The sequence below is a fragment of the Micromonospora sp. NPDC005203 genome (assembly GCF_042872705.1).
Lineage (GTDB): Bacteria > Actinomycetota > Actinomycetes > Mycobacteriales > Micromonosporaceae > Micromonospora.
On sequence record NZ_JBIAKV010000002.1, the window covers coordinates 856,082 to 880,308 of the forward strand.

The 24,227-nt window shown below is 70.6% G+C and carries 15 protein-coding genes; 12 read left to right on the plus strand and 3 right to left on the minus strand.

Annotated features, from left to right (window positions below):
- The first annotated feature begins 16 nt into the window (after nt 1-16).
- Entirely contained in the window at nt 17-688 is a 672-nt protein-coding gene (locus tag ACFYPM_RS09325) for a BON domain-containing protein (protein WP_387193001.1), read from the plus strand.
- A gap of 157 nt (nt 689-845) precedes the next feature.
- Nucleotides 846-1,901 carry a glycosyltransferase family 4 protein gene (locus ACFYPM_RS09330; RefSeq protein ID WP_387193429.1) on the plus strand — a complete coding sequence of 352 codons (1,056 nt, stop codon included), beginning with the start codon at nt 846-848 and terminating at the stop codon, nt 1,899-1,901.
- A gap of 28 nt (nt 1,902-1,929) precedes the next feature.
- On the opposite strand, the gene ACFYPM_RS09335 is transcribed toward ACFYPM_RS09330, so the two are convergent.
- Nucleotides 1,930-3,438 carry a serine/threonine-protein kinase gene (locus ACFYPM_RS09335; RefSeq protein ID WP_387193004.1) on the minus strand — a complete coding sequence of 503 codons (1,509 nt, stop codon included), beginning with the start codon at nt 3,436-3,438 and terminating at the stop codon, nt 1,930-1,932.
- 165 nt (nt 3,439-3,603) lie between these two features.
- On the opposite strand from ACFYPM_RS09335, the gene ACFYPM_RS09340 reads away from it, so the two are divergent.
- The 10 genes from ACFYPM_RS09340 to ACFYPM_RS09385 all read left to right on the plus strand — a co-directional run bounded on the left by ACFYPM_RS09340 (nt 3,604) and on the right by ACFYPM_RS09385 (nt 22,110).
- A complete protein-coding gene (locus ACFYPM_RS09340) occupies nt 3,604-4,437 on the plus strand; it encodes a patatin-like phospholipase family protein (protein WP_387193007.1) in 834 nt (277 codons plus the stop codon).
- A complete protein-coding gene (locus ACFYPM_RS09345; RefSeq protein WP_387193010.1) occupies nt 4,437-5,441 on the plus strand; it encodes a 1-acyl-sn-glycerol-3-phosphate acyltransferase in 1,005 nt (334 codons plus the stop codon). Before ACFYPM_RS09340 ends, ACFYPM_RS09345 begins: the two co-directional genes overlap by 1 nt.
- A gap of 73 nt (nt 5,442-5,514) precedes the next feature.
- Entirely contained in the window at nt 5,515-5,835 is a 321-nt protein-coding gene (gene cutA, locus ACFYPM_RS09350; RefSeq protein WP_357066756.1) for a divalent-cation tolerance protein CutA, read from the plus strand.
- Nucleotides 5,836-5,883: 48 nt separating this feature from the next.
- Nucleotides 5,884-9,285: an SCO7613 C-terminal domain-containing membrane protein gene (locus ACFYPM_RS09355; RefSeq protein ID WP_387193014.1), complete on the plus strand. Its 3,402-nt coding sequence runs from the start codon at nt 5,884-5,886 to the stop codon at nt 9,283-9,285.
- 136 nt (nt 9,286-9,421) lie between these two features.
- Nucleotides 9,422-10,471, plus strand: coding sequence for a fatty acid desaturase family protein (locus ACFYPM_RS09360; RefSeq protein WP_387193017.1), 1,050 nt, complete (start codon nt 9,422-9,424; stop codon nt 10,469-10,471).
- A gap of 390 nt (nt 10,472-10,861) precedes the next feature.
- Nucleotides 10,862-19,504, plus strand: a complete 8,643-nt coding sequence (locus tag ACFYPM_RS09365; protein WP_387193020.1) for a DNRLRE domain-containing protein — start codon at nt 10,862-10,864, stop codon at nt 19,502-19,504.
- 125 nt (nt 19,505-19,629) lie between these two features.
- Nucleotides 19,630-19,911, plus strand: coding sequence for a hypothetical protein (locus ACFYPM_RS09370; protein WP_387193023.1), 282 nt, complete (start codon nt 19,630-19,632; stop codon nt 19,909-19,911).
- 89 nt (nt 19,912-20,000) lie between these two features.
- A complete protein-coding gene (locus ACFYPM_RS09375; protein ID WP_387193026.1) occupies nt 20,001-20,312 on the plus strand; it encodes a 4a-hydroxytetrahydrobiopterin dehydratase in 312 nt (103 codons plus the stop codon).
- Nucleotides 20,313-20,665: 353 nt separating this feature from the next.
- A complete protein-coding gene (locus tag ACFYPM_RS09380) occupies nt 20,666-20,959 on the plus strand; it encodes a 4a-hydroxytetrahydrobiopterin dehydratase (RefSeq protein WP_387193029.1) in 294 nt (97 codons plus the stop codon).
- Nucleotides 20,956-22,110, plus strand: a complete 1,155-nt coding sequence (locus ACFYPM_RS09385) for an FHA domain-containing protein (protein ID WP_387193032.1) — start codon at nt 20,956-20,958, stop codon at nt 22,108-22,110. The genes ACFYPM_RS09380 and ACFYPM_RS09385 overlap by 4 nt, the downstream gene beginning before the upstream one ends.
- A 54-nt stretch (nt 22,111-22,164) precedes the next feature.
- On the opposite strand, the gene rocD is transcribed toward ACFYPM_RS09385, so the two are convergent.
- The gene (gene rocD / locus ACFYPM_RS09390) at nt 22,165-23,379 is read right to left on the minus strand and encodes an ornithine--oxo-acid transaminase (protein WP_387193431.1); all 1,215 of its coding nucleotides are present in this window, start codon (nt 23,377-23,379) and stop codon (nt 22,165-22,167) included.
- A complete protein-coding gene (gene ddaH, locus ACFYPM_RS09395) occupies nt 23,379-24,194 on the minus strand; it encodes a dimethylargininase (RefSeq protein ID WP_387193434.1) in 816 nt (271 codons plus the stop codon). The genes rocD and ddaH overlap by 1 nt, the downstream gene beginning before the upstream one ends.
- Nucleotides 24,195-24,227: the final 33 nt, after the last annotated feature.

Genomic DNA, 24,227 nt, shown 5'->3' on the forward strand with positions numbered 1-24,227 from the left:
ACCGGGGGTGGGTGCCATGACCGAGGTGGTGGACGTCCGCGACGACCAGCGGATCCAACGCGACGTCCTGGCGGAGCTGGCCTGGGACGCCCAACTGCAACCGAACGAGATCGGTGTGACCGTCGACCAGGGCGTGGTCACCCTGACCGGGTACGTGGACGGTGCCGCCCGCGGTTGGGCCGCGACCCGATGCGCCCAGCGGGTCCGCGGCGTACGGGCGGTGGCCGACGAGATCGAGGTGCGGCTGCCCGGCACGCCGGGACGGACCGACGCCGAGGTCGCCATCGCCGCCTCCCGGGCTCTGGAGTGGGACAGCTTCGTGCCCGCCGAGCGGCTCGACGTGACGGTGGCCAACGGCTGGCTGATGCTGCGCGGCGAGGTCGAGTTCGGGTGGCAGCGGCGGGCCGCCGAGGGGGAGGTGCGCCGGCTCGACGGCGTACGGGGGATCACCAACCTGATCGAGGTACGGCCGCTGGCCCCGCCGGTCGCCGAGCGACTGCGTCGCGACGTCCAGCGGGCGCTGGCCCGCACGATCGGTGGCGATCGGGTGACCGTCGAGGTGGACGGCGACACGCTGGTCCTCGCCGGGGTGGTCCGTTCCTGGTGGGAACGCGACCAGGTCCAGCGGGTCGCCTGGAGCGCGCCGGGAGTGCGGCTGGTGCACGACCAACTCCTGGTCGGCGGGTGAGCGTCCGCCTTGTCCGGTTTACCCGGGACGCCACCGGGAACCCGCCGCCGACCACGCCGGTCGGTGGTCGCGCCGTACCGGGGATCAACGGGGAGGACTCGTGGCCGTGACCCACCCGCCCGCGGGCCGCCCCCCGGAGCGGTCGCTGCGCATCGCGATGGTGGTTCCGCCGTGGTTGTCCGTGCCGCCGCCCGGTTACGGCGGCCTCGAGCAGGTCGTCGCCGCACTGGTGGACGCGTTGAGCAGCCACGGCCACGCGGTCACCCTGTTCGGCGCCGGCAGCCATCACGGCACCGATGCCGACGGCTTCGTCTCGACCGTGCCCGATGTCCAGTACGAGCGGCTCGGCGAGTCACTGCCCGAACTGGCCCACCTGGCCCGGGTGAACCGACTGATCACGGCAGCCGACTTCGACGTGATCCACGACCACACCACGATCGGCCCGTTGATCGCCGGCCGCCGGGCCGTGCCGACGGTCGCGACCGTGCACGGCAACCCCGTGGGTGAGTACGGCGATGTGCTCGACGAGATCGACTCGGGGGTCGCCCTGGTGGCGATCTCGCACGCCCAGCGTCGGCTGAATCCGAGCCTGCCCTGGGCCGGCACGGTGCACAACGCGCTGGACGTCCGCGGCTTCCCGCGTAAGACCGTGCCCGGCCGGGGGCCGGTGCTGTGGTTGGCCCGGTTCAGCCCGGACAAGGGTCCCGACGTCGCCATCCGGGCCTGCCGGGAGGCGGGGTTGCCCCTGCTGCTCGCCGGCAAGTGCAACGAGCCGGCCGAGCGCCGCTACTACGAGCAGGTCGTCGCCCCGCTCGTCGACGAGGACGTGACAGTCGTCCTCAACGCCGATCGCGCGGCGACGCTGCGGATGCTCGTCGACGCCCGTTGCCTGATCATGCCGATCCAGTGGGACGAGCCGTTCGGTATGGTCATGTTGGAGGCGATGGCGACCGGGACACCCGTGGTCGCGCTCAACCGGGGTGCGGTGCCGGAGCTGGTCCGGCCCGGGGTGACCGGGCTGGCCTGCGCGCACGCCGACGAGCTGCCCGCGGCCCTGCGCGCGGCGGAGCAACTCGACCCGGAGGACTGCGTGGCGCACGTCGCGCGGAACTTCTCGGTCGAGCGGATGGCGTACGGGTACGCGGAGATCTACCGGCGCTTCGCCGCCGGCGGCCACGACGTGCGCGAGTCGGCCCACGTGTCGGCCCGCTGACCCGGCCCGCCTGGGCGTCGCCGTGCGGTCAGACCCGGGCCATGCCCAGCTCCGCGACGGCGACGTCGAGTTGCTCCGCGTACGCCGGACTGATGCCACCCTCACCGAGGCGGACCGCGACCTTGTTGCGCAGCCGGGCCACCGGTGGTGCCAGCTCGTCGCGGCCGGAGCCGACCGCGGCGGTCAGGTTGCGCAGCTCGTTGCGCAGGTCGAGGCCGACGTCGCTGCGGATCTCCCCGGCGCTCAGCCCCGCCGTGATCAGCTCGTCGACCCGGTTGGCGGCCTCCACGAGGGTGCCGGGATCGGAGCGGGGCGACGTGGCCCTCGGCCCGGCCGGCGGTGCCGTCGTCGGCCCGGTCGGCGCGGCGGTCGGCGCGGCGGTCGTCGGAGTCGTCACCGGGCCGGCCGAGGGTTGCGCCTGCCGGGTGGGCTGCTGGTCGGGCCGCAGGGCCACGCCGATCAGCACCGCCGCGACCACCAGGACCACGGGCACCAGCAGCAGCGCCAGTCGCCGTCGCGACCACCGCGACCCCGCGTCGGTCTCGCCCGCGTCGGTCCCAACGACGGCCGTTCCGCTGGCGGCGGCTGTTCCGACGGCGGCCGTCCCTCCGGGGGCCGTCTCGCCGTGCGCCGCCGCAACGGTCACCGGCTGCGGCGCAAGGGGCTGAGTGGGCACCGGGACGGTCGTGGGTGGCGGGTCGGCCGGCACGAGTTGGTCGCGAAGCGTGGTGGCGACCTGGCGGGCGGTCGGCCGGTCCGCCGGGTTGCGGGCGAGGCTGCGCAGGCAGATCCGGGCCACCGCCGGGGGCAGGTCCGGCAGCTCGGCGAGGGTCGGCGCCGGACCGTTGGCCAGCGCGGCGCTGAGCTGCTCCCAGGTCTCCGCCGGGTACGGAACCCGGCCGGTGAGTGCCTCGTGCAGCAGGACGCCGAGCGAGTACACGTCGGTGGACGGCTGGGCCGGTGCGCCGTCGAGCCGTTCCGGAGCGACGTACGCCGGAGTGCCGAAGGTGCCGCCGTCCTCGTCCTCGTCGGGCGCGCCGATCCGGGTGGCGATGCCGAAGTCGAGGACCTTGACCCCCGAACCGGTCATCATCACGTTGGCCGGAGTGATGTCCCGATGCACGATGCCGAGTCGGTGCGCGGCGGCCAGCGCGTCCGCGACCTGCGCGCCCACCTGGACCGCCTCGGCCCACGGCAACGGCCCCTCGGTGAGCCGCAGCTCCAACTCCTCGCCGTTGAGCAGCTCCATCACCACGAACGAGGTGATCGAGCCGTCCGGGGCGACCGTCTCCCCGTAGTCGTGCACCGAGGTCACGTGGGGGTGTACCAACTGGGCGGCAGCGCGGGCCTCCTCGCGCACCATGCCCCGGAATCGCGCGTCGGCGGCCAGCGAGGGAGCGAGCACCTTGAGCGCGACGACCCGGTCCAGCACCTCGTCGCGGGCACGCCAGATCACGGACATGCCACCGGCGCCGATCTGGTCCAGAAGTCGGTATCTGCGAGCCAGCAATCGGCCCGGATGCAGCGCTGCCTTCACGGATCGCACCTGCCTCAGGGGTGGGAGCGGTATCAGGTTGCGCGAATGTGTTCGGCCTGTCAACGCTGTCACCGGCTCCGGTCGCCGGGCGGTGTCTGGCGTGCGCCGACCGTCCGGCGACGACGGCTGGCCGGTCGGCTGCGGACCCGTGCCAGGATGAGGGGCATGGCGGCGGGACCTGTGGCGTTCGTGCTCGGCGGCGGGGGAGTGCTCGGCGCGGTCGAGGTGGGCATGCTGCGCGCGCTGTTCCGCGCCGGCATCCAGCCCGACATGGTGCTCGGCACCTCGATCGGCGCGGTGAACGGGGCGCTCGTCGCCGCCGACCCGACGGAGGCGGTGACCGACCGGCTGGTCCGGCTGTGGGCCTCGCCGGAGGCGAGCGAGGTGTACGGCGACTCGGTCGCCCGGCAGTTGCGTCGCTTCGCCGCCCGCACCCACCTGCACTCGCCCCGGCCGCTGCGCCGCCTGCTCGAAACCGAGCTGGGCGTGGACACCACCTTCGCCGACCTGCGGGTGCCGTTCCGCTGCTGCGCCGCGCACATCGAGCGGGCCGCCGAGCACTGGTTCGACACCGGTCCGGTCGTGCCGGCGGTGCTGGCCTCGGCCTCGGTGCCGGGCCTACTTCCGCCCATGGAGATCGACGGCGCGCACTACGTGGACGGCGGCATCGTCAACTCCATCCCGATCGGCGAGGCGGTGGCCGTCGGCGCGCGCCGGATCTACGTCCTCCAGGTGGGTCGGATCGAACGCGAGTTGACGCCGCCCCGACGGCCGTGGGAGATCGCGCAGGTCGCCTTCGAGATCTCCCGCCGGCACCGCTTCTTCCGAGAGATGGCCGCGCTGCCCGAGGGGGTGGAGGTGCACGTCCTGCCCACCGGAGGGCTGAACCCACGAGACGACACCCCGTGGGCGTACCGGGACATGGCGGCGGTGGGGCGGCGGATCAGCCGGGCGTACACCGCCTCCCGGCGTTACCTCGACACCCACCTGGAGCGGTGATGCCGTTGCCCCCCAGGTGGCTACGCCGGTTGCTGTTCGCTCCCGCCGTGGTGGTGCTCGCCTTCGTCGTGGTCACCACGTTGCCGGTCTGGGCGCTCCTCGCCGCAGCCGCGTCGCCGCTGGTCCCGGGTCGCCTGCGCCCGCTGCGGCTGCTCTGGATCGGCTGCGTCTACCTGGTCTGGAACGCCGCCGCGCTGCTCGCGCTCTTCGTGCTCTGGGTGGTCTCCGGCTTCGGCTGGCGGGTCCGGTCCCCGGCCTTCCAGCGTGCGCACTACGTGCTGGCCGGCTGGTTCCTGCGGGTGCTGTTCTGGCAGGCCCGCTGGACCCTGCGGTTGCGCATCGACGTGGTGGGCACCGACCCGGACACCGCGCTGCCCGGCCGGCCCGAGCTGGTGCTCTGCCGGCACGCCGGGCCGGGTGACTCGTTCATCCTGATCCACGGCCTGGTCAACTGGTTCAAGCGGGAGCCACGGATCGTCCTGAAGGACAGCCTCCAGTGGGACCCGGCGATCGATGTACTGCTCAACCGGCTGCCCAACCGCTTCATCGCGCCGACGCCGGAGCGCGGCGAGGAGACGGTACGCCAGGTCGGCAACCTGGCCGCGGGCCTGGACGACAACGACGCGTTCGTCATCTTCCCCGAGGGCGGTAACTTCACCCCCAAGCGGCGGCTGCGCGCCATCGCCCGGCTGCGCTCCCTCGGCCTGGAACGGATGGCCCTGCGCGCCGAGCGGATGCGCCACGTCCTCGCCCCGCAGCCTGGCGGGATGCTCGCCGCGCTGGACGCCGCCCCGGACGCCGGGGTCATCTTCGTCGCCCACACCGGACTGGACCGGATGCTCACCGTCGCCGACGTGTGGCGGGAACTGCCGATGGACAAGCAGATCGTGATGCGGTTCTGGTCGGTGCCGCCGGAGGACGTGCCGGTCGGACGGCAGCAACGCATCGACTGGCTGTTCGACTGGTGGGCACGGATCGACGCCTGGATCGCGGCCAATCGATGAGCGTGCGCCGCGCGGCCTCGCGGTCGGGAGCGAAAAGCCGGCTCGACGGGATGGCGCCGCGTAGGGTGCGGGCGTGGATCAGATCTGCGTGGTGACGACGGTGGTGGATGCGCGTTCGGTCGCCGACGTGCTGGCGGCCGCGGCCGTTGCCGGTCGGCTGGCCGCCTGTGCACAGGTGGGCGGTCAGGTGGACAGCACCTACTGGTGGCGGTCCGGAGTGGAGACCAGCTCCGAGTGGTCGGTGCAGTTCAAGACCGCACCGGACCGGCTGGCCGCGTTGGTGGATCAGATCCGGGTCAGTCATCCGTACGAGGTGCCGGAGATCCTGGTGTCCAGGGTGGACAGCGGCGATCCCGCGTACGCGACCTGGGTCTTCGAACACACCCGACCCTGAGTACGCGGACTCTGGGCCGCGACCCGGTCTGCTCCCGATGATGACCGGGTGGATGACACCCGCTATCCCTGCCCGGCCTGCGCTGCCCCGGCCGGCCTGAGCACCGGCTGCAGCGGCTGCCGGCGCGCACCCGATCCGATCGCCGCCGAGGTGTTCCGGCTGGGCCGGGAGGTCGCCCAGCTCGAGCCGGAGGTGGAGCGCGCCCGCCGTGCGTACACCGAGCTTGCTGGACGCCTCTCGGTCCTGTCGCGGCGGCGGGCCGAGCTGGCGGCGGTCGTCCGCGCGGGGTTGGCTGTTCCGGTGGTGACGAGCCCGACGCCTGCCGTCGGGCCGGTGCCGATCGGCGGCCCCGGCGCTGCGGGGGATGCGGCGCCGGGTGCTGCCGAGACGTCCAGCCGGACGATCCAGGGTCTGCTCTTCGTCCTCGGTGGACTGCTGCTGGGCACCGCGGCGGTGGTGTTCACCGCGGTGGCCTGGGCGTCGGTGGGCGTCGGTGGGCGGGCGTCGATCCTGACCGCGTTCACCGCGCTGCTGCTGGCCGTACCGCTGCTGGCGGTCCGTCGGAGGCTGCGCGGCACGGCGGAGACGTTCGCCGCGGTCGGGTTGCTGCTCGTGGTGCTCGACGGTTACGCGGCCTGGTCGGTAGACCTGGCCGGGGTGGCCGGCTGGCCGGGCAGCCGGTACGCCGCGCTGGTCGGGGGGGCCAGCGCGGCGGTAGCCGTGGCGTACGGCAGGTGGAGCGGGTTGACCGGGCCGTGGTTCGCCGCCCTGCTGGCCGCCCAGCCGGTGCTGCCGCTGCTCGCCGTCGCGGTCGAACCGGGTGCGGCCGGATGGGCGCTGGTCCTGCTCGCCGTGGCGTTGCTGGACCTGGGCGTGCTTGTCGCGCTGCGCGGCCGGAACGGTGTGGCGGTGCTGGTCGGTCGGGTGTCGGCGGCGGTCGGTCACGTGGCCGCGCTCGTCGGCGCCGCGAGTTGCGCCCTGGTGCCGCTGGTCCTCGGACGGGCGGCGGATTCGCCGCTGCTGGCCGGGTTGCCGCTGTTGCTTGTCGCGTTGACCGGGCTCGGTGCGGCCTGGTTGGTCGGCGGACCGGCGCTGCGGGCGGTGGCCGGCGCTGTGCTGGTGCCGGTGCTCGCCGCCGCGCTGCTGCGCCCGGTGGCCGAGCTGCGGCCGGCGCTGTTGCTGATCGCGGCGGGGACGGTGGCCCTCGTGCTGGCCGCTGCGGTGCGGTTGCTGCCGGGTGCGTGGGATTGGCGGACCGGCCCGCGCGCCGGTGCGCTGCTGGTCGCGGCCGGCACGGCCCAGGTGGCCGCGCTGATCACCGCCGTGCTCGCGGTGGCGGCGGTGGGCCGGTCGCTGCCGCCGTGGCGCGGGGCCGGCACGGGGCCGGACCTGGACTGGGGTTGGCAGCTCGCACCCGCCGTCGCGTTGGCGCTCGGCGCGACGGTCCTGCTGCTGCCCGGGAGGGCGCGGGCGGTGCTCGCCCCGGCCGGCGCGGTGGCGGTGCTGCTCGCCCTGCCCACCGGCTGGGCGGCCCCCTGGCCGGCGGTGGTGGCCGTCGACCTGGTCGGCGGGGTCGCGCTGCTGGTGGCCGTGCTGGCCCGCCCGGCGGCACGCGCCGCCTCGCTGCGCACCAGCGCGCTCGGTGCCGCCGTCCTGCTCGGGCACGGGTTGCTCGTCGCGCTGGCCACCCCGACCGGTGCTCTGGTGGCGCTCGGCAGCGTCGTCGTGGTCGGGCTGACACTTGCCGTACGACGGGGCGTCGGGCCGTACCGGCAGGTGGCCGGCGTGGGGCTGCTGGCCGCGCAGCTCGCGCTGCCCGGGGTCGCCGCGGTGGCGCTGTTCGCCGCGGGTGCGCCCCCCTGGTGGCAGGCGCGGCTGGCACTTGTCGCCGCCGGGCTGTCGCTGGTCGCGCTGCTCGCGGCGCGTCGCCACCGGGTGGAGCTGACCGGGTACGCGGTGATCGGCGCCGTGGTCGCGGTGACCGTGCCCGGACTCACGCCGCTGGTCGTGGCGGGCAACGAGCCACTGCCGCCGTACGCCGCGCTGGCGGCGTTCGGCGTCGCGCTAGTCGCCCGGTGGGAGCGGCCGGCGGCCGGCGAGAAGGAACCGGTCCGGCGGGCCGTGCTGCTGGCGGCGGGGGGTCTGCTGGTGGTGGTGACGGTCCTGGCGGCCCTGCCAACGGTGTTGACCGCGCTGGTGTCGCCGTACGGCAGTCGGGAGCGGGTGTGGTCGGGCGTGCCCACGATCGTCGCCGACCCGATGGCGCTCCCTCGCGGGTTGGCGCTGGCCGTGCTGGGGGCGGCCGTCGTGCTGGCCGGTCGGGGGATCCGCCCACGCGTGCTGCTCGCGCTGCCGTTCGTCGCGGCCGCCCTGCCGGTGCTGCTCCTCGCGATCGGCACGCCGTGGCCGGTGCTGCCGGCGGCTGTGCTGCTCGCCGGGTTGGCCGCGCTGCTGTTCGCGGCGCTTGCCGCGCGCCCGGCGCTCGCACCGGTCCTCGTACCGGTGGGGGTGGTGCTGACCGCGTCCGGTGTGGCGGGGCTGCTGGCCACCCGAGCCGGGACGCTCGCCGCGCAGGGAGCGCTGCTGGTGGCGGCGGTGGTCGTCGCCGTCGGGGCGCGTGTGGTCGAGGTACGTGTCACTGGGTGCCTGGCCGCGGTGGGGGCGGCGTCGGCGCTGGCGGTGACCGCCCCGCTCGCCGGAGGGCTGCCGCTGCGGGCGGCGGCGTACCCGCTGCTGGGGGTGGCCGCGCTGGTGCTGGCCGTCGCCGCGGTGGCCTCGCCGCGAGACCGGGTCGGGCGGGTGCTGGACGCTGCCGCGCAGGCGGTCGCGCTGGTGGCGGCGGTGCTCGCCGTCGAGGTGGCGCGGCACCTCGCCACCGTCTGTGTGCTCTGGGGCGTGGCCGTCGCGCTGCGGCTGCTGCGACGGGGTGAGCCGGCCGGTCGGCGGTGGGCGTTCGCCGGCATCGCCGCCGGCAGCGAGTTGCTCGGGGCGTGGGTGCTGCTGGCCGCCGGCGGCGTGACAGTGCTGGAGGCGTACACCCTGCCGGCCGCGGCGCTCGCCCTCGGCGCGGGTCTGCTGGCGCTGCGCACCCGGCCGGGGCTGACCAGCTGGCCGGCCCTCGGCCCGGGGCTGGTCGCGGCGCTGCTCCCGAGCCTCGTGTCGGTGCTGGCCGGGGCGGATCCGCAGCCGTGGCGGCGACTGTTCCTCGGCGCGGCGGCGCTGGGCGCGGTGCTGGCCGGCGCCAGCCGCCGATGGCAGGCACCGGTGCTGCTCGGTGGGGGAGCGCTGGCGCTGTTGGCCCTGCACGAGGTGGCCCGGGGCTGGGACCTGCTGCCCCGGTGGATCTACCTCGGTGTGGGCGGGCTGGCGCTGGTCGGACTGGCCGCCACCTACGAGCGGCGGCGGCGTGACCTGGCTCGGTTGCGGGCCACGGTGGCCCGGCTGGGTTGATTCACGCCATCGGGGGTAGTGCTCGCCCTACCCCCGATTCGGGGGTTGTCTGGGTTATTTAGCGCTACCACGGACGACAGACTTGACGATAAGCCCGAACCGCCCCGGTTCAGGCAGAAGCGGATCGGGAGCAGCAATGGCGCTCGGAGCGGTGGCGGAACCGCCGGTACGACGGCGAGGCAGTGACTACGCACAGTTGTCCCGGCGGATCACCCAGGCGGGATTGCTGGAGCGACGCCCCGGTTGGTACGTCACCCGCATCACGCTCACCCTCGGCGCCTTCGTGGCCGGCTGGATCGCCGTCTTCCTGCTCGGCGACTCGTGGTGGCAACTGCCGCTCGCGGCTCTGCTGGCGGTGGCCACCACCCAGGTCGCGTTCCTCGGGCACGACGCCGGTCACCGGCAGATGTTCCGTCGGCGTGGCCCCAGCGAGCTGATCGGGCTGCTTGCCGGCAACCTGGCGGTGGGGCTCAGCTACGGCTGGTGGGTCGACAAGCACAACCGGCACCACGCCAACCCGAACCACGAGGACGAGGACCCGGACGTCGGCGCGGGCGCCCTGGTGTGGACGCACGAGCAGGCGCTGGAGACCCGCGGGTTTGGCCGTTGGCTGGCGCAGCGGCAGGCGTACTTCTTCTTCCCGATGCTCCTGCTGGAGGGTCTGAGCCTGCACGTGGCGAGCATCCGGGCGATTGTCGGCCGGGAGGACGGCAGGTACACCGTCCCGATGCGCCATCGGGCGGTCGAGGCCGCGCTGCTCGTCGCGCACACCGTCGGCTACGTGGCGCTGCTGTTGGCGGTCATGTCGCCGGTCAAGGCGCTGCTCTTCGCGGTCGTGCACCAGGCGCTGTGGGGCCTCTACATGGGTTGCGCGTTCGCACCGAACCACAAGGGCATGCCGATGCCGACCGCCGAGGACGACCTGGACTTCCTGCGTAAGCAGGTGCTGACCTCCCGCAACGTGCGGGGCAGTCGACTGGTGGACACCACGCTGGGCGGGCTCAATTACCAGATCGAGCACCACCTCTTCCCGAACATGCCCCGCGCCAACCTGCGGCGGGCCCAGCCGATCGTGCGCGCCTACTGCGTCGAGCAGGGCATCCCGTACGCCGAGACCGGGCTGATCGAGTCGTACCGGCAGGCGCTCGGTCACCTGCACGAGGTGGGCCAGCCGCTGCGCGGCTGAACGGCACGGCCGCTGCGCGGCGGGTGCTGAGTACTGACCGATGGGGCGGCATCTGATGATGCCGCCCCATCGGTGTGTTTGTGGCCGGCATATCCGTTCTCGGGCGAACCCATCCGGTAGATCCGGATGTTCCCACTGGTCATATCCCGCCCGCCATTGCCACCACCCGACCAAAAATTGCTACAGGTCAATAGTTGCCATGGTCAATCAAAGCTTGCTAGGTTCACTGCGGCACCCACGGGGGGCGCTGATCTGACTCATTGTCTGAGCCTCGTCGCGGTGTCCGGCGCCATTTCTGTGCGTCCGAATCCTTCTTCGCGGCAGTTCGACCGGCACGTCACGTGCCGTGGGAATTTGTTTTCCGCCGTCGACATCGCGTGAAGGAAACGAATGAAAATTGTCGGTAATGGACGCCGCCTAATTGCGGTCCTGGTCGGCTTCGTGCTGGTGGTCTCGGGCAGCCCCGCGTACGCGCGGCCGGCGGGTGGCGCCGAGTCGGCACCCCGGCCGGGCACGGTGTTGCGCCCGCCGACGCCGCAGGGCCGGGACGTGCCGGAGACCCCGCCGGGTCCGGCGAAGGTCCTGCCCTCGGTGGCCCAGCCGACACCCGCCGAGGCGATACCGCCGGCACGCCGGGTCCGGGAGCTGGTCGACCGCCGCACGGCGAGCACCAAGGTCTACCTGCTGGCCGACGGACGGATGCAGGCGGAGGCCAGCCGCGAGCCGGTCCACTACCGCGACGGCAAGGGCCGCTGGCAGGACATCCAGTCGACCGTGTCCGCCGGGGACAGCTCGGGCTACCCCTTCGCCGCCACCCGCAACACGTTCGCCGGCAGGTTCGGCGACCGCAGTGACCGCGTGCTGTCGTACTCGATGGGGGGTTACGGGTTGACCCTCGGGCTCGCCGGCGGCCCGCAGGCCCTGCGCCCGACCGCCAAGGGTTCCCGGGTCACCTACCCGGGCGCGCTCGGCGGCGCCGACCTGGTCTACGAGGTGACCCCGTCGGCGATCAAGGAGCAGATCGTGCTGGCCGCCGCGCCGAGCGGGCCGGCCACGTACACGTTCACGCTGGACGTGGACTCGGTCCGCGCGGTGCCCGAGGCCGACGGCTCGCTGTCGTTCTTCGCCACCGACCGGCAGGGTCCGGCGCTGTTCACGATGCCTCGGCCGTACATGTACGACAGTGCCGACGACCAGGCGTCGGTGGTCGGCAAGGCGATGAGCTACCAGGTCAGCCAGCGGGTCAGCCAGCAGGACGGACGCACCGTGGTGACGGTCAGCGCGGACGACGCCTGGCTGCGCGACCCCGCCCGTAAGTACCCGGTGGTGATCGACCCGACCATCAAGGTCCAACCCACGTTGAGCCAGGCCCAGGACGTGATGCTCGCCTCCGGTGGCCCGACGGAGAACTTCGACAGCACCTGGAAGCTGTCCGCCGGCGCCTCCACCGGGGGCACGTTCCGCTCGCTCACCAAGTTCGACCTGTCCAAGGTGCCGGCCAACACCGTGCTGGACTCGGCGCAGCTACAGATGTATTTCGACCAGACCCACGGTGGCGCCGACGACACCGCGTTGGCGTTCGAGGCGCGTCGGGTGACCGCGGCGTGGAACGAGACCACCGCGACGTGGAGCACCATGAGCGCCAAGTTCGCCGAGGTCGGGGAGAACCGGGAGCAGGTCGACGAGGCGGAAACCGCCAAGGTGTCCGCGAGCGGTGAGTGGGTGGGTGCCACGGCCACCGACCGCAGCCTGGCGAACAACGGCGCGTACCGGTACAACGCCGACGCGTCCACCGGTCAGACGTTCACCTGGGTGCCGCGCCTGACCGAGGACGGTCAGTACGAGGTGTACGTGCACTACGTGCCGGGCTCGGACCGGGCCACGAACGCGCCCTACACCGTGTTCCACGACGGCGGTTCGGTGGTCAAGACGGTCAACCAGACCACCGGCTCCGGCAGTCAGAACTGGGTGTCGATCGGCACCTACGGCTTCAGGGCGGGCACCACGCACAAGGTGGTGCTCGGCGACGTGGCCAACAAGAAGGTCGTGGCCGACGGGGTGCGGCTGGTCAAGCGGGCCGAGGTGACCAAGCCACTGAACCAGACCAACGCCTGGCACAGCTACAGCGTCCGCTCGATCGTGCAGGGCTGGCTGGACAGTCCCGCGACGAACTACGGCTTCATGCTCAAGGGCAAGGACGAGACCAACAAGAACGGCGGCCCACGGTACGAGTCCGGCGACTTCTCCTACGGCGGCGAGGACGACCACGGCCCGAAGCTGGTGCTGACCTGGGGCAAGCCCGGGGTCGCGCTGAATCCGGTGACCACCGTCCGGGCCACCGGCGCAGACCTGTCCTGGTCGTCCTACACCGACCCCTCGTCGTCGCCGGATGACGACCTGGTCGAGTACCAGGTGCATTCCAGCACGACGCAGAACTTCATGCCGAACGCGTCCACCCTGGTAGCCCCGATCCGACCGGGCCGCACCACGTACTCGGACACCCACGCGACGCCCACCCCGGCGAACTCGTCGACCCAGTTCGGCGAGGCCTACTTCTACATGGTCGCCGTGCGGTTGCGCGACGGCACGGTCATCCCGGCGCAGACCCAGATGGTGCGGCTGCCCAAGGCCGGTCAGGTGATCAGGTTCTTCACCGGCGCGGACGACAACACGTTGACAAGCGACAAGCCAGACAACAACTGGGACAAGTTGGATGCCGGCGGCGAGCTTCAGGTCGGCAACAAGGGCTCGATCTACGGCACCAGTCGAGCGGTGCTGAAGTTCCCCAACGTCACCGGGCTGCCCGCACAGGCGAAGATCGTCAACGCGCAGGTCGGCCTGTGGGGCTGGTACACCGAGGGTGACGGCGCCGGCCAGCAGCAGTTCCAGCTCCGTGGGCTGACCCGCGACTTCAGCGAGACGACGTCGACGTGGAAGAACGCCCTTTCCGGGATCCCCTGGACCACGGCGGGTGGCGACGTCGAGTCGACCGTGCAGTCCACTGTCGGCTCGCTCAACGGCGACCCGGGCTGGGTCAACTGGGAGGCCGGCCCGCTGGTGCAGCGCTGGGTGGACAGCGCGAGCAACAACAAGGGTGTGCAGATCCGGCTTGCCAACGAGGCCGGCGCGGAGCAGCGGGTGCTGTTCCTCTCCGCCGAGGCGGCCGAGCCGTCGCTGCGGCCCCGGCTGCGGGTCATCTACACCGTGCCGAACAGCGCCAGCACCTACCACGCGCCGAACACGCCGAGCCGGATGATCCCCGGCGACCAGTACCTGGTGCCGGTCACCGTCACCAACACGACGTCGTCGTCGGTGTGGTCGCCGTCGGACTGGGTGCTGTCGTACCACTGGACGCGTCCCAACGGCGACCCTGCGCCCAACGCGGGCAACCCGATCGAGACGCCCCTGCCGTCGGCGCAGGCGCCCGGCGGTGTGGTCACCATCAACGCCACAGTGAAGGCCCCCGCCGGCGGTGGTGGTGACGGTGATCGCCGCGAGGATCTCGTCCTGAAGTGGGAACTGCGTAACAAGAACTCCGGGCAGTGGTTGTCGGCAGGCACCCAGATCCAACCCCTCGACCAGGCGGTGGCCGTCGAGGACCCCACCTCCGACCAGCTCGGGCTGGAGAAGTTCTACCAGTACGCCGGCGGCAGCGCGGGCTCCGGCTCGTCGCTGATGGTCAACCAGTTCTCGGGTAACGCCGTCTTCGGCTACAACCCGGTGGCCAACCCGAGCCGGGGCGTGTCGACATTCGTCCGGCTGACCTACAACAGTCAGGACACGTCCACCTCGTCGATGGGGTTGGGCTGGTCGTTGTCCACCTCCAGCGCGGTCCGGCTGGGTTCGCCGTTGCAGTTCCGGGGCGGGGACAGCACGTGGCCGCAGCAGGTCGCGATGACCGACGGTGACGGCACTACCCACCTGTTCAACCTGGACAAGCACAACAGCGCGAACACCGCGGACTGGCGCTACGTGCAGCCCGCCGGGGTGCACCTGTACCTGCAACGCACCGGCAGCGGCGACAGCAGCCAGGCGTGGACGATGACGCGACCGGACCGCAGCCAGTTCGTCTTCGACGAGCAGGGCTACCAGAGTGCCGTGCGGGACCGCAACGGCAACCAGCTTCTGTTCACCTACGAGCGGATGCAGGTCGACTACCGCAACACCGCGGTGCTGCGATACCTGACCGATCCGGACAACCGGCGCACGTTGTCCCTGGACTACTACGCCGCGGGGGACAGCTACACCGCGTTCGTCAACGGCACCAAGCAGAGCCTGACGAACCTGCAGGACCGGCGGATCATCAACCAGCTCAAGTCGATCACCGACGTGAGCGGGCGGGTGATGTCCTTCGTCTACAGCGACGGTGGACTGCTCCGGGAGGTCACCGACGGGTCCGGCACCGCCGACGCCAAGCCCTTCGGCTTCGTCTACGACGAGTCGCAGGGGCCGCAGAACGCCCGCCTGACCCGGGTGGTCGACCCGCGGACGGCCGTGTCGAAGATCGCCTACAACGAGGCAGGTGACCAGTTCCTCCAGGGCAAGGTGAACATGGTCACCGACCGGTTGCTCAAGAACACCCTGGTGGACTACCAGGATCCGGACGGCGACGCCAGCGACGGGGTGCTCACCACGGTGACCGACCCCAAGGGCCGGGCCACCGAGAGCTTGATCGACGGTTTCGGTCGGGCCACGCGCATCACCAACGCCATGAACCAGGCCACCCTCCTGGGCTGGGACGCGGACAACAACGTCAGCCGGTTGGAGGAGGCCGGCGGGGCGATCAGCACCTGGCGGTTCGACCAGGTGACCGGCTACCCGCTGGAGGTCAAGGATCCCGAGGCCAACCGGAACAACACCCCCGGCCTGCGGATGGACTACCGGTACGGGTTGGCCGGGCACACCGCCGAGTTGACCGACAAGTACTCGCCGGAGGGCCGGCACTGGAAGTTCGGGTACGACGCGGTCGGCAACCTCACCTCGGTGACCGACCCCAAGGGCACCGCCACGAGCCTCGAGGGTGACTACACCTCCAGCTACGCGTACGACCCGTTCGGGCGGATGACCAAGGCGACGGACGCCAACAAGCACAGCACCGACTACGCCGACTACGACCCGGTCGGTTACCCGCGCACGATCACCAACCCGTTGACCGAGGGTACGAACTACACGTACTCGTCGATCGGCAGCGTGCTCACCGTGATGGACCCGAAGCAGCGCACCACGACCTACACGTACGACGGCTTCGGTCGTCCCTTGACGCAGAAGGTCCCGAAGGACGTCGCGAACGGCGTGTACATCACCACCCCCGCTCCCGTGTACGACAAGAACGACAACGTCACCCAGCAGACCTCGCCGACCGGTGCGGTGACGACCGCGGTCTACGACGCGCTGGACCGGCCGAGCACGGTCACCACGCCGAAGGACACCTCCAACTCCGGGGCGTCGACCACCAAGTACGACTACGACCAGGTGGGCAACGTCATCAAGGTGACCGAGCCGAAGGGCATGCTGACCGCGGCCGACACGTTGGACTACGCCACCGTGTACGTCTACGACGAGCTGAACCGGCCCAAGGAGGTCACCGACGCGCTCAACGGCCGACTCAGCATCGACTACGACCTGGCCGGCAACGTCCGGCAGCAGATCGACCAGCGGAAGAACGCGACGTCGGACCCCAACGACTGGACGGCGCAGTTCACCTACGACCTGAACCGCCGGGTCAAGACGACGATCGACCCGAAGGGCAACAGCACCGGCGTCGAGTACGACCGGGACGGCAACCCGACCGTCGCGATCGACCAGGACGGCAACCGGTCGCTGATGACCTACGACGAGCGTTCGGCTCTGATCGAGCAGAAGGTGCCGTACCAGTCGTCCGGCGGCACGATCACCTACCGGACCACCAAGTACGAGTACGACGGGGTCGGCAACCTCAGCCGGCAGATCAGCCCGCGCGGGGTGGAGACCACGAACGATCCGGACGACTTCGCGACCGTGACGCTCTACGACGCGGTGAACCGGGTCCGTGAGGTCCAGCAACCGTACGACCGGGACGACTCGCAGTTCACCACGGCACCGGTCACGAAGTACCAGTACGACACGGTCGGCAACCTGGAGATGATCTCCGCGCCGCCGTCGAACAACCAGTCGGCCCGCAACGACACCGTGCAGACGTTCTTCGACAACGGCTGGATCCGCACCTCGAAGGACGTCGGCTGGAACATCACCACCACGTACGGCTACGACAACAACGGCGCGCAGACCTCCCGGACGGTCGCCGGCGCCAGCGGCACGCCACGTCAGATGGACTGGACCTACTACCCGGACGGCAAGAAGAAGAGCCAGTCCGACAACGGCGCCGGTTCGGGCACGCCGGGCAAGAACTTCGCCTACGAGTACGACGTGAACAGCAATCTCGCCAAGATGCTGGACACCAGCACCGGGGCGGCCATCGACACCTACGCCGTGTCGTACGACATGCTCAACCGCGTCGCCAGCGTGGAGGAGAAGAAGAGCACGGCGGTCAAGAACACCACCACGTTCACCTACGAGCCCAACGATCTGCTCAAGAAGCGCACCCACGACACGCAGATCTCCGAGTACACCTACGAGGCCGAGCGGGACCTGGCCAGCGATATCAAGAACTCGACGTCGCCGACGGACCCGAAGCCGAAGTACACGCGCTACACCTACAACAAGCGCGGGCAGACGGCGACCGAGACCAAGGGCAACAGCAACGTCGTCACCACCGACTACTTCCTCAACGGCTCGGTGCAGAGCCAGGTGGAGAAGAAGTCCGGCGGCGCGGTGGTCAACCAGCACACCTACGAGTACGAGGCCAACGGGCAGAAGTCGAAGGACGTCTCGCACAAGCAGAACGCGGACAATCGCAGCGCGTACGTCGACACGACGAGCACCTTCGCCTACGACCCGCAGGACCGGATCCGTACGGTCACCAAGACCGGCAGCGGTGCGGGCACCGAGAGCTACGTGCACGACGCCAACAGCAACGTCGTCAAGCAGACCGTCGGCGGTGTCACCACCGATTACGAGTACGACAAGAACCGCCTGAAGACGGCCAAGATCGACGGTGTCGAGGCGAGCTACGCGTACGACCCGTACGGCCGGCTCAAGACGGTGACCTCGCTCGGAACCACTCTGGAGAGCTACACCTACGACGGCTTCGACCACGTCGTCACCAACGTCAAGAACCCGGGCAACAAGACCACGACCTACACCTACGACCCGCTGGACCGGCAGGCGACCCGCGCCTACGGCGGCAAGACCACCACGTACGCCTATCTCGGGTTGACCGGCGACATCTCCGCCGAGCTGGAGGGCACCAAGGTCGTCAAGTCCTACCAGCGCGGTCCGGGTGGAGACCTGCTGTCGCAGGTGAAGACCAACACCGACGACACCCAGGAGGACGCGTACGTCGGTTACGACGGGTCCTCCGACATCGGGCAGATCACCGACGACAAGGGCGACGGCCGGGCCACCTACGGCTACTCCGCCTACGGCAAGAACGACGCCGGCCAGTTCACCGGTGTGGACAAGCCCGACGCCGGCAACCCCGAGAACCCGGACAAGGCGCCCTACAACGCGTACCGGTTCCAGTCCAAGCGGTTCGACCAGTCGACCGGCGACTACGACATGGGCTTCCGGGACTACGACCCGGGGATCAACCAGTTCCTCTCCCGGGACTCGTACAACGGAGCGCTGGACGACCTGGGCCTGGCCGTCGATCCGTACACCGGCAACCGGTACGCGTTCGCCGGCGGCAACCCGATCAGCAACGTGGAGCTGGACGGTCACAACTGGCTCTCCGACGCCGCCGGCGAGGTCGGTGACTTCGTGAAGGACGCGGCTTCGGCGATCGGCTCCGACGTGAAGGAGGCCGGGCAGGGCATCGCGCAGGCCGCGTACGACACCGCGGTCGCCGACAGCCCCGCGGTCGACAAGGAGACCAGCGACGCGGCCAAGGGCCGCAACAAGCAGCGCGGCGACTCGCTGAAGAAGACGTTGAGCAACCCGGGTCAGGCCGTGAAGGACTGGTCCGACGGGTTGACCAACGACGTCAAGTCCGGTCACCCGGGTAAGGCAGCCGGGCACCTGTTGTTCGACGCGTTCAGCATCGCCGCCGGCGGCGGTGGAGGTGGCGCGGCGAAGGGGGCCGCGGCCACGGGGGCCAAGGGTGGGGCCGGTGCCGGCTCGAAGCTCGGTTCCCGGGCGGGTGCGAACTGCCTGTCCAACAGCTTCGTGCCGGGCACCCTCGTGCTGATGGCCGACGGCAGCACCAAGCCCATCGAGGCGGTCGACCTCGGTGACCTGGTGCTGGCCAGCTCTCCGGAGACGGGTGAGACCGAGGCCAAACCGGTCACCAGGCTGATCCGTGGCGAGGGTGAACGGGACCTGGTGGAGGTCACCGTCGCCGTAGGTGGCGCGGCCGATGCCGAGACCGCCGACATCACCGCGACCGCCGGTCACCCGTTCTGGGTGGACGACGAGCAGCGGTGGATCGAGGCCGGGCAACTGATCGCCGGCGACCAGGTGGTCAGCTCGGACGGCCGCGAGTTGTCGGTGGTGAGCACCCGCCGGTGGACGCAGCACACGACCGTCTACAACCTCACCGTCGAGGACATCCACACATACTATGTTCTCGGTGGCACTACCCCCGTGCTGGTGCACAACTGTGGCCGCGCGACGATGGTGGCGGACGCAAGCGGAACCACAGTGCCCACTAGTGCTTCACGGCTGGAGTCAGGATTGCAGGCGGCGGTCGACGCTGGAGAGGCCGGATTCAGCACCTTCCCCACGCGTTCAGCAGGTAGGGGCTTCCAACTACCGGACGGCAGCAGGGTCCGCATCATGCAGCCGTCTGCCAACGGAAACGCGGGGCTTCGAGCCTCGTTTACCAACAGTGCCGATGCGCCGGTCAGTCCATTCACGGGTAAGCCGGTGCAGCCGCCGAAGGGCGTGAGTCCGAAGCCATACGTCCGATCCCGGACGCACATCGAGTTGGGCCCATAGTGCTCCCATGGATAGCGGAAATCACGTCGTTCCTCCCGCTTACGGTTACTGCCGTCGAGGCGGATGCTGACGGCGTATGTCTGAGCGGACGGCAGTGGCGCCTACGCGTCAACACAAACTGGCGCGTGCTGGCACGCGGAGTTGATGCAACATCTCCGCCGGTGTCAGGAGATGGCGCGCAGGCTCTTGGTCTGGATGACCTGATCGAAGATGAGATCGTTCAAGTAAGCGCGCAATCCCGTAATGTCGGGCTCGATCTAAGTTTGACGACCCGCGCCGGCCACATCTTCGAGATAACTAGTGACTATCCGTACGGAGAGTGGATCCTCTCGGTGTGGCGCCCCGACGATGAACGCCAGGTGCCCGTGTTTGATCTCGAAGGGCCTGTAGCGCCTGATTTGACGTGAGAGCGCCCGGGATCTAGGGGAGGCTAGGCCCCGGCCCTCCGCCGGTGGCGCGTCCGGCTCGTCGGACGCGCCACCGGTAGGGTCTGCTCATGGCAGACCTGCTCAGCGTGGACGCGGTGCGAGAAGAGTTGAGCGGGTTGACCGATTGGTCGAGTGATCCGACCGGGATCGGTCGTACGGTTCAGCTCGGCAGTTTCCCGGACGTCATCGCGGTGGTGGACCGGGTGGCGGCGGTGGCCGAGGAGGTCGGCCACCATCCCGACATCGACATCCGATGGCGGACCCTGACAGGGAGAGCTAGGTCATGGCCGTTCACCGATATGGCGGCGACGCCCTCATCGAGATCACTGTGCTCAGCGACAGGGAATCTGATGGGTGGGTGGCTGAGGTGTGGGACTTGACGCCCCAAACTGGGGGAGAAATGATGCACTATCACCAGCCTCCGGCCGGCGATTTATTGATCGATCTTTTGGGCAATCGGGTTCCGGTGGATTTCGTGACGTGGTCCATGTCGGTAGTGAGACACGAATTGGCTGACTACCGGTAGGGCTTGGTGGCCCATTGCTGAGGGCTTTGCCGACATCAGTCACCTGGTGCAAACCTCCGCATAGGGCGGAGCGGCCCGGCTTCGGCCGGGCCGCTTCACCTTGCACAGACTCCCGGTCTGTGGCTTCGTGCTCCCTGCCCCGCCCTGCCCTGCCGTCTGCCGGTGGCGCGCCCGGCTCGTCCGGCGCGCCACCGGTAGGGTCTGCTCATGGCAGACCTGCTCACCGCGGACGCGGTGCGAGAAGAGCTGGGCCAGTTGCCCGACTGGTCGGGTGACCCGACCGGCATCGGTCGTACGGCCCAGCTCGGCAGTTTCCCGGTGGCCATCGCGGTGGTGGACCGGGTGGCGGCGGTGGCCGAGGAGCTTGACCACCATCCCGACATCGACATCCGATGGCGGACCCTGACCTTCCGCTGTGTCACGCACTCGGCCGGTGGGGTCACCCACCGGGACGTCGAGCTGGCCCGGCGGATCGACGACATCGTCCGGAGTGCGGCATGAGATTCGAGATCAGCAAGGTTCTGGATGCCATCGAGGGCCGGGTCTGCACGGACCCGTCACTGGCCCGGGCAGTCATCGACCTGGCCGAGGTGATCCGCTACCAGGACATCGACGGTGGCCGACCGGCCAGCCTGCTGCGCCTGGGCATGGTCATCGACGCGCTCTCCCGGGAGTTGGAGGAGGACAGCGTCCAGGTCTACGCGGTCGTCCACCGGGCGTTGCTCTCCGACGCCGACCTGACGTCCAACGAGCGGATGGTCGTGCGGCGCTGGGCCGACGACGGGCTCGTCGAGGTGCTCGACAATCCGGGTGACCGGATGTTGGAGGTGGCCGACCTGCTCGGGTTGCCGGTGCTCAGCCGGGTCCGCTTCGACGGGCTTCGTGGCCGGTTCCCGTGGCTGGTCGAGCAGCCCGGTCGGGTGGTCGCCCCGGTGCCGGGCGCCGGCGGACCGGTGTTCATCGCGCACGTCGGCGGCGGGCACGCCCCGGTCGCCGGCAAGCCCTCGCCGACCGGGGTCAAGCTGCTGGCCCGCCAGTGGCGCTGCCCGGAGTCGGGTTGCGCGTTGTTCGGCGGCGCTGGTGGGGGTGGCGCGTTCGCCGACCTGGCCGGGGGTGCCGACCGCAGCCCCGCCGCGCAGCCGCCGCCCGCGCTGCGCAACGGTGTGCCGACCTGCCCCCGACACGGGGCACGCCTCGGTGACGGCGGTCCGCGTCCGCGTTCCGAGGTGCTCGCGGTGCGCGTTGGTGGTCTGGTGCGGCGGCGGTTCGTGCTCACTGAGGAGCAGCCCATCGTGGCCGGCCGGGCTCCCGAGCAGGACGGCGGGATCATGCTCGGTCAGTGGCTCAACGACGAGGCCCGGCGGTGGATCAGCCGTGGTCACGTCCAGTTCGAGCTGCGGGTCGGCGAGGTCATCGTGACCGACATCAGCACCAACGGGTCCGGCATCCGTCCGGCCGGCTCGATGACCGAGTCGGACCGTATTCCGCTGGCCCCGCAGCAGTCCCGGGTCCTCGGCGAGAACGACATGATCGAGCTGTACCCAGGCGTGCAGATCGGCCGCGCCGAGGAACTGCCCACGGGTGCACCGTTCACCCCCACCTCGGTGATGGCCGAGGCCCCCACAATGGCCATGCGCCTACCCCGCCCCTGACGCGGAAGGCGGGCGTCGGTACCCCCGACGCCCGCCTTCCAACACGTTCCCGGGTCAGCCGGCGAGCACCTCGGCCAGCTTGCTTACCGCCAGGTCGATCTCCTCCTCGGTGATGACCAGTGGCGGGGCGAGTCGGATCGTGGAGCCGTGGGTGTCCTTGGCGAGCACGCCACGCTCGGCGAGCCGCTCGCACGCCTCCCGCCCGCTCATCAACGCCGGATCGATGTCCAGGCCGGCCCACAGGCCGCGGACGCGTACCCCGACCAGACCCTTGCCGACCAACCCCTCCAGGCCGGTCCGCAGCCGCTCACCCAGCTCGGCCGAGCGGCGCTGGAACTCGCCGGTGGCCAGCAGCCGGACGACCTCGATGGCGACCGCGCAGGCGAGCGGGTTGCCGCCGAAGGTGGAGCCGTGCTGACCGGGCTTGAGCACGCCGAGCACGTCGGCGTTCGCGGCCACCGCGGAGACCGGGATGATGCCGCCGCCGAGCGCCTTACCGAGCAGGTACATGTCGGGCACGACGCCCTCGTGGTCACAGGCGAAAGTCTTGCCGGTACGCCCCAGACCGGACTGGATCTCGTCGGCGATGAACAGCACGTCGCGGTCGGTGCAGACCTGACGTACGCCCGGCAGGTAGCCCTCCGGCGGCACCACCACGCCCTGCTCGCCCTGGATCGGCTCCAACAGCACGGCCACGGTGTTCTCGTCGATTGCGGCGGTCAGCGCCTCCAGGTCGCCGTACGGCACGACCGTGAACCCCGGGGTGTACGGCCCGAAGTCGGCGCGGGCGTCCTCGTCGGTGGAGAAGCTCACGATGGTGGTGGTCCGGCCGTGGAAGTTGCCCTCGGCGACCACGATGTTGGCCTGACCGGCGGGCACGCCCTTGACCTGGTAGCCCCACTTGCGGGCCACCTTGATCCCGGTCTCCACGGCCTCCGCGCCGGTGTTCATCGGCAGCACCAGGTCCTTGCCGCACAGCTCGGCCAGCTCCCGACAGAAGTCGGCGAACTGGTCGTGGATGAACGCGCGGCTGGTCAGCGTCAGCCGGTCCAGTTGCGCGTGCGCGGCGGCGATGAGCTGCGGGTGCCGGTGGCCGAAGTTCAGCGCGGAGTAGCCGGCCAGGCAGTCCAGGTAGCGCTTGCCGTCCACGTCGGTGAGCCACGCGCCCTCGGCGGACGAGATCACCACCGGCAGCGGGTGGTAGTTGTGCGCCGTCCAACGCTCGGCGTCCCGGACCGCTCCCGGCGTCCGCAGGATGTCATCCACGATCACTTGATTGCCTTTCCCTGGCGGAGTCGCAGTGTGCAGCACTTCGGTCCGCCGCCGGCCTTACGCAGCTCGGACAGGTCGATACCGATGGTTTCGTAGCCCCGGTCGCGCAGCTTGGCGGCCAGGTCGGTGGCCTGCGCGGGCAGCACCACGTGCTGTCCGTCGCTGACCGCGTTCAACCCCAGCACCTCGGCGTCGGCCAGGGTGGCGTGCACCGCGTCGGGGAAGAGTCGGCGCAGCACCGCCTGGCTGCCGGGGGAGAACGCCTCCGGCAGGTACGCCACGGTCCGCTCGTCGAGCACGCTCAGCGCGGTGTCCAGGTGGTAGAAGCGGGGGTCGACCAGCTGCATGGTGATCACCGGGTAGCCGAAGACCTCCTGCAACTGGGCGTGCGAGGCGTGCGCCGTACGGAAGCCGGTGCCGGCCAGCAGGTGGTCGCCGGCCAGCAGGACGTCGCCCTCGCCCTCGTTGACGTGCTTCGGGTCGTACATCTCGAAGCCGGCGTCCTCGAACCAGGCCCGGTAGGCCGGCGCCTCGTCGGCGCGCTGTGGGTCGCGGAACTGCACGGCCATCGCCCTGCCGTCGATGACCGTGCCGCCGTTGGCGGCGAAGACCATGTCGGGCAGGCCGGGCACCGGAGTGATCTCCTCGACGGTGTGGCCCAGATCAAGGTACGTCTGGCGGAGCTGCTCCCACTGCCGGACGGCCAGCGCGGTGTCGACCGGCGCGCTCGGGTCCATCCATGGGTTGATCGCGTAATCGACGGCGAAGTACGTCGGCCGGCACATCAACAGGCGCTGGCTGGTGGCGTCCATCGTCATTGTCCTGCTCCAAGGGGTCGGGCGCGC